This window comes from Brevibacillus sp. SKDU10 (genome assembly GCF_001645205.1).
GTDB lineage: Bacteria > Bacillota > Bacilli > Brevibacillales > Brevibacillaceae > Brevibacillus_B > Brevibacillus_B halotolerans.
This window is the reverse complement of record NZ_LSSO01000163.1, coordinates 25,986-36,417: the sequence shown is the minus strand read 5'-3', so window position 1 is coordinate 36,417 and position 10,432 is coordinate 25,986. Positions and strand designations below refer to the sequence as shown.

The window sequence follows — 10,432 nt, the reverse complement described above, 5'->3', positions numbered from 1 at the left end:
TAGCATATCTTTTACCCGGTCATCTGCCTTATTATCTTCTATAGGTGTACTCGTTTTGCTTAAAGGAAAGGAGATGAGCTTAGCCCGTGCAGGCTCTGCTTCATGTCCATATACCTTCAGTTGTTTAGCGAATGTGAACACTTTTACAGGAAAACGTAATCGAACATACTGTGCATCCAATTCCGGTAAGCTAATGCGCAGGGTGCGATCCAGTTTTTGTAATTCCCCAGGGGAAATAGCATGCGTAGCTTTACCCGCATAACCCCAAATTTTACCGTCCCGTGATACTTCCACCTCTAGCTCGGAAGGCAGTGTAATCCCGCTTGTTTTCTCTTGTCTAAAGGTAAGCTCTACCATATCCAGCGTCTGTACCTTATGTAGATCAAGCGTTATTTCACGTCCCATTTGACGAAGATAGCCTGTCCAAACATCTGCCGGATCGGTCAATCCGCCAGCCGGCCCAGGATATTTTTTCTCTGACTCATTAAATAAGGGGTCAGCAGGATCGAGTGATTTTACGGTTACCTGACTGTTACGGGCATAATTAATCCAGCCTTCTACTAACTCTTCCTCTTTTTGCTCCTGTTTCTCTTCCTTAGCTGCTTTACTACTGACAGTTTCTGTTGCAGATGCTACAGACTGGCTTTGGGCCTTTTGTTCGGAAGAAGCTTGATCCGTTGATGATTTTTGCTCAACGTTTTGTTTCTTATCGTCGGTTTGTTGTTTGTTATCGGCCTGCTTCGTGTCATCAGCTTTAGACTCAGCATTATTTGTCTTGGCTACGTCCGTTTTTGCTTGATCCTCCGCTTTTTTCTCATCCTCAGCTATACCATGAGTTGTTACCTCTACTGGTATTTGGATGCTTTGATAACCAACCGTTACCGTTATTACTCCTTTACCTGCTGCTGTACCCGCTACGAATGTACCGTCCGCAGAAATATGGCCTAGCGCTTTATCGTCAAAAGCAAAAATCGGCGTAAATGGCAGTGGCTGATCTCCCTCAGGCTTGACCTTGATTTGTTCAGTCATTCCAGTCATGATCTTGATGCTAGAGTGATTAACAGTAAAGCCTTTTCCATCAGCTTGTTTTTTCCGAAGCTCTACTAGGCGATCCACTAACACAACCGCATCGCCACGCGTTACCAATTTATCAGGCTGAAATGCTCCTTTATAAGCAGTCAGCCATCCTTGCCGAACCGCTGCATAACTTGCCTCTTGTGCAAAGCCAGCTATCTTTTTTTCATCCAAAAAAGTAGCAGGATTCGCTTTTTTCTCGGTTGCTCCAATTGAAAGGTGCTGATTAACTCTCTCTAGCAGCACAGCTAGCTCCTGACGGGAAAGAGGTTCTTTGCCTCCCATACTACCGTCGGCTTTGCCCTTCATAATTCCATTATCAGCCAATGTAGAAGCATATGCTTGATACACACTATCTTTTGCGAGATCAGAGAATGTGCTTTCTGCATGCTCGCTTGGCAGCACTCCTAATGCACGGGACAATAGCACAATAAAATCCTGGCGGGATATTTGAGCATTTGGCCGAAATTCGGTAGCCGTCACCCCATTAATAACCTGCATGCTGGCAAGATGTTTAATTGCTTTTTCTGCATAGTGACCTTTCGTATCCAGGAACTCACCATTCCCTAGATAAGCAGAAGAGGATACCGGGATAGAAGCATTCCCCTCTTTTGCCGCAAAAGCTTGGGGTGTCATGAAGCCTGAGGTCAACAACAAGGCAGTAGCTGTTGCCACACTCATCAGCCTATGAGTAAAACCGTTTTTCCACATAAAAAACAACCTCTCTCCTTACCTGAATCGATCTTCTCTATCTATTCAACCATGTATATGACGTTTATCTCTCTTGTTCTGTTACATCCCCAGAATTAGCCCGTGGACGCGGTGGACGCGGCCCAAAGAATTGATAGTAATCCACACGCATGTTTCCATTAAATAGCTTGCGTTTTTTGCTGGCTTTCTTGCCAAAATATGACTCAAAATTTTCATCAGAGGTAATCACGTAAGAAGACCATGTATCTAACTTACCAAATACCTGCCCCATGTCACGATACAATCTTTCTACCGTGCGATAGTCGCTTAGACGCTCTCCATATGGCGGATTGCAAATCAGGTAGCCATATTTCTTTTTCGAACTTACATCTCTCATATCCATGCGTTGAAAGTGGATCGCGTCATCTACTCCAGCTTCCTCTGCATTCCGTCTCGCTATTTTAATAGCCTCTTCATCAATATCGGTCCCTATAATTTCCAGTTGTCGATCGTATTGAGCCAAATCATGCGTCTCAGCACGCGCTTGACGCCATGCTGTCCGCGGAATAATCGGCCAGTTCTCCGAAACGAATTCTCTGTTCATACCAGGAGCAATATTTCTGCCAATCATAGCGGCTTCAATCGGAATCGTACCAGAGCCGCAGAACGGATCAATCAATACACGATCTGGCTTCCAACGTGAAAGCATGATTAACGAAGCAGCCATCGTCTCCTTAATAGGAGCTGCCCCGATCCAATCACGATAGCCACGTTTATGTAAGCCTGCTCCACTGGTATCAATGGTTAGAGTCGCAATATCTTTTAATAACGCCACTTCAATTTTAAAAGTAGGACCATCTTCGTTAAACCAGCTTGTATGGTAGGTTCTCTTTAAGCTTTCTACAACTGCTTTCTTTACGATTGCCTGACAATCAGATACACTAAACAACTCTGACTTTACTGATTTCCCTTCTACAGGAAAGTGTCCATTCTCTGGAATAAAATCAGACCAAGGCAATGCCTTTGTTTTTTCAAATAATTCATCAAAGCTGGTCGCTTTGAATTCACCAATTTTCAATCGGATGCGATCTGCCGTACGCAGCCATAAATTTGTGCGCGGAATATCCGAAATATCAGCACGAAACACGACCTTTCCGTTCTCTACCGTTACATTCTCATACCCCATCCCGCGTACTTCTTCCGCTACTACTGCTTCTAAGCCAAATGCAGCGGTTGCGATCAAATCTACTTGATGTTTCATGTTTATTCTCCTGTCTTTATGTATCTATTCACGAACTCGATATTTTGAAGTCAACTCGTCTCATTATAGTATATTTTTCCCCGAAAAACGAAAGGTTCTCCCCATCTTCCTAATTTTTCTTATGAAATTGAAACAGACTATTACTGCTGAAGGCTTCACGATATGAAGAAGGTAAACAGAGATTATAGATCTAGTATTGCCACTCTTGTAAAAGGAGGAACTTCTATGCCAGAACTTCCAGAGATGGAGCATTATAGGGGCATGTTAAATCGCTATATCTTAGATAAACCGATTCGACATGTCGAGGTAACACGGGAGAAAACCATCAATTGTCCTGTCACTTACTTCCAGCAGGCACTGTTGAATCAAACGATCACAACTGTTCAGCGCCGTGGTAAGTATCTATTATTTCATCTAAGCAACAATCAGGTTCTGTTGCTCCACCTCATGTTATCTGGATTTATGTACTGGGGTAGCGATGCTGATAAATTGGATCGGACAGCCCAGGTTACCCTGACCTTTGATCAAAATAAGCTTTTTTTCCATGGCTTGCGGCTCGGCTACTTACATCTATACAAAGACGAAGGTATTTCACAGCAGCTTGCTACACTTGGGCCTGAGCCGCTTATGCCGTTATTTACCGCAGCCGATCTGGCCAAACTGTTGAAAAAGAAACGAACCGTGTTAAAAAAAGCCCTTACCGATCAGCATGTTATTGCAGGCATTGGCAATTGTTATTCTGATGAAATTTGCTTTCAAGCAAGGCAGTTGCCTCTTAAAAATTGTCAGGAATTATCGCAAGCAGATATTCAAGCATTATCCCAAGCACTTCATGAGGTATTGACACGCGCCTTACAGCTAGGGGGTTATATGGAGTACCGATTTTATAAGAATGATTGCCTCACCGGAGGATATAATCATCATTGCTTGGTCTATGACCGCCCCCAAGAGCCTTGTTTACGTTGTCAGACACCTATCGTCATGACTCGTTTAGCTTCCCGCAAGGTATTTTACTGCCCAAACTGCCAGCATTAGAAAAAAGGACTGATCATAAGCCCCTCAGGCTACTAGATCAGTCCTCTTTCTTTTACAATATGTTATTGTTTACCTTCTACCAGATACTTATCAAATTCATCCAACAGCAGATTAGCTGCACGTACACCGCCTGCTATATTCCAAATGACATCATCTACTTTAAATACTTTGTTGTTCTTGGTTACAGTAAGGTTTTTCCATAACGGATCATTTGTCCATTCTTGTTCCAGCTTGCTACCGCTGTCATCATTTACACCTTTATTGTACGTATAGTAGAACAAGATATCGCCATCTAATTCAGGCATGCGTTCTTTGGTAATTTCGGCTGCAAAATCATCTTTTTGCTGTGCTTTTGGTCTCGCAAAGCCTACTTCATTCAATAGCATTCCTGCAAAGGTTTGACTGTAGTAAATGCGAGTTTTACCAGGCATAAAACGAACGAGAGATACTTCTGTTTTTAATTTATCCCCAGCTTTTGCACGCAGGTCTGCTACTTTTTTATCAAAATCGGCAATTACCTTATCGCCTTCTGCTTTCTTATGTAATGCTTCCGCATACAATTTAAAGTTGTTTTTCCATTCACCGCGCAATGTTTCAGCCAAGACAGTTGGGGCAACGGCACTTAGTTGATCATAAATCTTTTCATGACGCATTTTTACACCAAGAATGAGATCCGGTTTTAGAGCCGCAATTGCTTCAATATTTGGCTGTAGCTCATCTCCGACATCTTTTACACCCTCCATATCTGCTTTGATATGATCATAGAAGGGTTGGTCCTTTTTATCCCAGGATTGTACAGCGCCAACTGGCTTAACACCTAGTTCAAGAACAGCTTCTGTACCTTCACGTGTCAAAACTACCACACGTTGGGGAGTTCCATTTACATTCGTTTCTCCCATTGCATGCTTTACCTTATAGGCTGTACCCTCTTGCTTTGTCTCGCTAGGCTTGGCTTCTGTTGCAGCATTCTGCTGTTGACCGCATCCTACGACAAGCATCATAAGCAGCAAAACTGGCGCAGCAATCTTCATGAAACGTGAATGATGCACGATTTGTGAAATTTTCATCTGTTGTTCCCCCTAGAACTCTTGATAACGATTATCAATGTCGGATATAATCGTATATGCCAGAATACAATGTGTCAACAAGGGAAAACATTTCCTTACACATTTTTGAACTTTCGAAAAATAATCATGTTGAACACCTGTCATCTGATACTGAAAGAATGTAAAAAAATAGGAGAACACTGAAATGAGAAAGAGCATCTTAGAACGGCCTTTTGTAAAAGCAACAGGTCTACTACTCGGATTGTTAGTATTGCTAGCTTGTATGCTTGTCAGTGTCGTTTACGGTGTAATTAATACTGATATACACACTCTGATAGAAGCTTATACACATTTTAACGGAAGCAACGAACATATTGTCATCCTTGAAACGAGAGTTCCGCGCAGTATTATTGCAGCGGCCATAGGGATTAATTTAGGTATAGCAGGTTCTATTCTGCAAGCTTTGACACGTAATCCGATTGGGGACGTAGGCATCTTTGGAATAAATGGAGCCGCTTCATTTGCTATTGTTTGTTCTGTTGGTTTCTTAGGAGCAAACTCTATGCAAGCCTTAACCTGGGCTGGTTTTACGGGAGCCCTGCTGGGTGGGATTGCTGTTTATATCTTAGGCTCTATTGGTCGCGATGGGATGACTCCCTTAAAAATGACATTGGCAGGTGCGGCATTAACCGCTCTGTTCTCTTCCTTCACGAATGGAATTTTAGTTACAAATGAACAAGCCTTAGAGGAAGTATTATTTTGGTTAGCTGGCTCTGTAGCTGATCGTAAGCTCTCCTATTTAATGGAAGTGTTACCGTTCATGATCGCGGCATGGATAATAGCACTGCTGTTAGCCCCAGCAATTAATACGTTCATGCTAGGAGAAGACGTAGCAAAGGGCTTAGGACAACGAACTCTTTTGTTAAAAATCGGAATGGGTGCAGTTGTGATTATTTTATCTGGCTGTTCGGTGGCTGTAGCAGGACCAATAGGCTTTGTAGGTTTGTTCACTCCTCATTTAGCTCGTTACCTTACTGGAAACGATATGAAGTGGACAATATTGTACAGCGGGTTATTCGGAGGAATTTTACTGGTTATCTCTGATATCTTAGCTAGGGCGATCGCGATGCCTCAGGAATTGCCAATTGGTGTAATGACAGCCTTATTTGGAGCTCCCTTCTTCATTTATGTCATTCGAAAGGGGATGCTTCGTTCATGAATAAACTACTTATTTTTCGTCTTAAAAAACCAAACATTTCCTATTTAATGGAAAAACGTGTGCTATGGATCGTGCTTACTATTCTGTTCCTAACGTTTATGGCAATGGTATGTAGCGTCGGAGTAGGTGAATATCCGATTTCTCCCTGGAATGTTATGAAAGTGTTTCTTGGATTAGGAAGCGACCAAGAAAATCTAATTGTCATGAAATTTCGCATGCCTCGTCTTTTGACAGGTATGCTCGTTGGAATGGGGCTTGGTGTATCAGGGGCAATCCTTCAAAGCATCATTCGCAATCCACTCGCTTCTCCTGACATTATTGGTATTACCAGTGGTGCTAGCGTTGCGGCAGTCGTCTTCATTGTTTTGTTTGAAACAGCGAGTATTTTCTGGCTTCCTTTGTTTGCTATTGTAGGAGCTGGTATTGCAGGCTTACTAATTTATGTCTTAGCTTGGAAAAAAGGAGTAACTCCTGTACGACTAGTATTGATAGGAGTTGGTGTGAAAGAGATTTTAGCCGCTCTTACCACCTTAATCACCGTTGCAAGCCCGCTGTATTTGACGCCTAAGGCTAAAATTTGGCTAACAGGCAGTGTCTATGGAACATCATGGGATACCGTATCCATGTTAGCTCCTTGGATCGCTTGCTTTATGTTACTCGCCTTTATATACGGTCGTAGTGTCAACCTGCTGCAATTAGGAGATGATGTGGCCCAAGGAGCCGGCTCTGCTGTTGAAAAGCATCGACTCATCCTATTGTCCTTCTCCGTGGCATTGGCAGGCGCTGCTGTGGCCATCGGTGGGGCAATCAGCTTTGTTGGACTGCTAGCTCCTCATATTGCAAAAAAGGTAGTAGGTCCCGTTTTTGGAGCTTTATTGCCCGCATCTGCACTGCTGGGTGCCCTTATCGTCTTAGTCTCTGATCTCGCAGCTCGCACTGTTTTTGCGCCGCTTGATCTGCCTGTAGGAATTTTCACCTCCCTCATCGGAGCGCCATTCTTTATATTTCTATTGGTTAAAAATCGTAATAAGTAAGGAGATGAGATGCAATGTCTGCTCTAGAAACCAAAGGACTAACCCTGCAATACGGGGATTCCATTATAATTGAAAATCTTGGCCTGCGTATTCCTAAGGGTGAAATTACCGTTTTAATTGGAAGCAATGGTTGTGGGAAATCCACTCTTCTTCGCTCCTTGGCTCGATTATTAAAACCTTCATCAGGACATATATTATTAAATGGCAAAGGTATTGCAGAACAAACAACAAAAGAGATCGCCAAGCAAATGGCTATACTGCCACAGGGACCGATTGCACCAGAAGGATTAACTGTCTTGCAACTAGTGAAACAAGGGCGTTATCCACACCAAAACTGGCTCAAGCAATGGACTGATGAGGATGAGGAAAAGGTCGCCTTTGCCCTGGAAGTGACGCAATTAACAGAGCTAGCTCACCGTCCTATTGATTCGCTTTCCGGTGGTCAGCGCCAACGTACTTGGATTGCTCTTACACTGGCTCAAGATACGGATATTATTTTGCTGGATGAGCCTACTACCTATTTAGATATGGCTCACCAAATTGAAGTGCTTGATATTTTATTTGAATTAAATCAGACACGTGCATCTACAATTGTCATGGTGCTGCATGATCTTAATTTAGCATGTCGATATGCGCATCATTTAGTCGCTGTTCAAGATAAACAAATTTATGCTCAAGGTAGTCCAGAAACCGTACTGACTGAAAAAATGGTCGAACATGTTTTCCGTATGCAATCTAAAATTATTGCCGATCCTCTGTATGGAACACCAATGTGTATCCCTGTAGGAAACAGTCGCCGGCTACTAGCATCTGCAAAAGATGAGATTTTGCCAGCACAACGGCTTGCTACGTAAAACGATAACGGTATGTATTTGAAGCATAAATGATCTCCATAAAAGTCATCATGCAAATGTAGATTATTTTGTGGATATTTGGCTCTAGAACTCGACAAACGATTGTCTTTCACGTTACAATCCTCGTGTGATAGTTTTTGCCATTCATAATTGCTTTGTGTCTGACAGACAATCTATCTAGAATACATATTGCTCTTATAACTGTTACGAGGCTACTTGCACGCTACTATGAACATGTCTCCGTCGCTAGTTGATGGAGATTTTTTCTTGCTTTTTTATTTGTGATTTCATTGAATTTATTGCCCCAATGATATATCTTAATATTTAGCGTTTTTTTAGAGACAATTGGGTGAGAACTACTAAATTTATATAGAGATGGGAAATGATAAATGAAAACGATCATACACTTGGATTCAGTGGAAAAAAGCTTTAATGATCACGTGGTCATTCCCGCATTTTCACTGTCAATCCAGGAAGGTGAATTCATCACTTTGCTCGGTCCCAGCGGATGCGGAAAAACGACGCTGATGCGCATGATTTCTGGGTTTGAAGAGCCTACTTCTGGACATATCTACCTAGATGGAAAGGATGTAACCAAAATCCCTCCTTACCAACGAGATATGAACATGGTATTTCAACATTATGCTCTGTTCCCACACATGACCGTTGCTGAAAACATTCTTTTTGGTTTAAAAATGAAAAATGTGCCTCAGGCCGAACAAAAGACTCGTTTGGAAGAAGTGCTGCATTTTACACAACTGACCGAATATCAGAAACGTAAACCAAAACAGCTATCTGGTGGACAGCAGCAACGTGTTGCAATTGCCCGTGCGATCATTAACAATCCAAGGGTATTATTATTGGACGAGCCGCTTGGTGCTCTCGACTACCAACTGCGCAAAAACCTTCAGGTTGAACTAAAAAATATTCAGCGGAATCTGGGCATTACCTTTATCTATGTGACGCACGATCAGGATGAAGCTATGTCAATGTCAGACCGCATCGCGGTTGTGAACCAAGGTCGAATTGAGCAATTGGGCACACCAGAAGAAATTTATTACAAGCCAAACAGTCTGTTTGTTGCAACCTTTATTGGCGAAAACAATATCTTAAATACAAAAGCAGGTCTTTTAGGAGTACGTCCTGAAAAGATTCGTTTATATAAAGAAAATGAGGAAGTAGCTCGACACAAGAGCAAAGGAATCATTGAAGATATTATTTTCTTAGGTAATATCTTTAAGGTGTTTGTCCGCGCCGAGGACGACATTGTTATTACTGCACATCTTTACGAAAAAGGCTCTTGGTACAAAGGCGAGAGAGTTGGTGTATTCTGGGCAGAAGAAGATGAGGTGATTCTGCGTTGAAAAATAAAGGAAAGCTACTCGCTCTCCCAGGATTCCTCTGGTTAACGATCTTCTTCTTAGTGCCCATGCTTTTTGTGGTTATGCTTTCCTTTCTGAAGAGGGGAGTATACGGGCAAATCGTCTATGAATTTACACTAGCTAACTATGCTAGATTCTTTGAATCGCTTTATGTACAAATTTTTATCGAAACCTTGCTTGTATCCGTGGGAACGACCATCATTTGTCTGTTGTTGGGTTATCCTTTAGCTTATATGATTACCCGACTAGATCGTAAGTGGCAAAACTTGTGGCTCTTATTAGTGATGATTCCATTTTGGATTAATTTTCTGGTTCGCTCTTATGCTTGGGTCATCATTTTACGTACACAAGGTCTTGTAAATACTGTTTTGCAATCGCTTGGCCTTATCGACCAACCGCTCACGCTCTTGTATACACCAGGAGCTGTTTTGCTCGGGATGGTCTATGCGTTGTTGCCGTTTATTATCTTGCCGATCTATGTCTCCTTAGAACAATTAGATCGTAAAAAGCTCGAGGCTGCCTATGATTTAGGAGCTACACCAGCCAAAACATTTTGGCACATTACCCTGCCTCTAACTATGCCGGGAGTTGTAAGCGGCTGTATTTTAGTCTTCGTTTCTTCACTGGGCATGTTCGTTGTTCCAGATGTAATGGGTGGAGCTAAATCTTCACTATTTGGTAATGTCATTCAAAACCAATTCCTGTCTGCACGTGATTGGCCATTTGGTTCAGCATTATCCATGGTGATTGTACTCTTCTCGATCATAATGATTTATTTATACTATCGCGCAACCAAAATGCAAGAGAAACAAGAAGGGAGAGGATGAGGCTATGAAA

At 42.3% G+C, this 10,432-nt stretch carries 9 protein-coding genes; 6 read left to right on the top strand and 3 right to left on the bottom strand.

What is annotated here, in order from left to right; all coding sequences use genetic code 11:
* Positions 1-1,785: S-layer homology domain-containing protein (locus AYJ08_RS13645; RefSeq protein ID WP_197490662.1), on the bottom strand; the 1,785-nt coding region annotated here is incomplete at its 3' end.
* A gap of 64 nt (positions 1,786-1,849) precedes the next feature.
* Positions 1,850-3,025, bottom strand: coding sequence for a THUMP domain-containing class I SAM-dependent RNA methyltransferase (locus AYJ08_RS13640; RefSeq protein ID WP_064018188.1), 1,176 nt, complete (start codon positions 3,023-3,025; stop codon positions 1,850-1,852).
* Positions 3,026-3,250: 225 nt separating this feature from the next.
* Between AYJ08_RS13640 and mutM the strand changes: the two genes are divergently transcribed.
* The gene (mutM, locus tag AYJ08_RS13635; RefSeq protein WP_064018187.1) at positions 3,251-4,060 is read left to right on the top strand and encodes a bifunctional DNA-formamidopyrimidine glycosylase/DNA-(apurinic or apyrimidinic site) lyase; all 810 of its coding nucleotides are present in this window, start codon (positions 3,251-3,253) and stop codon (positions 4,058-4,060) included.
* Between the two features lie 62 nt (positions 4,061-4,122).
* Here mutM and AYJ08_RS13630 read toward each other — a convergent pair whose 3' ends face one another.
* Complete coding sequence (locus AYJ08_RS13630; RefSeq protein WP_064018186.1) at positions 4,123-5,127, bottom strand: ABC transporter substrate-binding protein; 1,005 nt, start codon at positions 5,125-5,127, stop codon at positions 4,123-4,125.
* A gap of 184 nt (positions 5,128-5,311) precedes the next feature.
* Here AYJ08_RS13630 and AYJ08_RS13625 point away from each other — a divergent pair, with 184 nt between their 5' ends.
* The 5 genes from AYJ08_RS13625 to AYJ08_RS13605 all read left to right on the top strand — a co-directional run bounded on the left by AYJ08_RS13625 (position 5,312) and on the right by AYJ08_RS13605 (position 10,422).
* Positions 5,312-6,325, top strand: a complete 1,014-nt coding sequence (locus AYJ08_RS13625) for a FecCD family ABC transporter permease (RefSeq protein WP_064018185.1) — start codon at positions 5,312-5,314, stop codon at positions 6,323-6,325.
* The gene (locus AYJ08_RS13620) at positions 6,322-7,359 is read left to right on the top strand and encodes a FecCD family ABC transporter permease (RefSeq protein ID WP_064018184.1); all 1,038 of its coding nucleotides are present in this window, start codon (positions 6,322-6,324) and stop codon (positions 7,357-7,359) included. Before AYJ08_RS13625 ends, AYJ08_RS13620 begins: the two co-directional genes overlap by 4 nt.
* Positions 7,360-7,373: 14 nt before the next feature.
* Positions 7,374-8,213, top strand: a complete 840-nt coding sequence (locus AYJ08_RS13615) for an ABC transporter ATP-binding protein (protein WP_064018183.1) — start codon at positions 7,374-7,376, stop codon at positions 8,211-8,213.
* 389 nt (positions 8,214-8,602) lie between these two features.
* Entirely contained in the window at positions 8,603-9,577 is a 975-nt protein-coding gene (locus AYJ08_RS13610) for an ABC transporter ATP-binding protein (RefSeq protein WP_031412817.1), read from the top strand.
* Positions 9,574-10,422 carry an ABC transporter permease gene (locus tag AYJ08_RS13605; protein ID WP_003342211.1) on the top strand — a complete coding sequence of 283 codons (849 nt, stop codon included), beginning with the start codon at positions 9,574-9,576 and terminating at the stop codon, positions 10,420-10,422. Before AYJ08_RS13610 ends, AYJ08_RS13605 begins: the two co-directional genes overlap by 4 nt.
* Positions 10,423-10,432 lie beyond the last annotated feature (10 nt).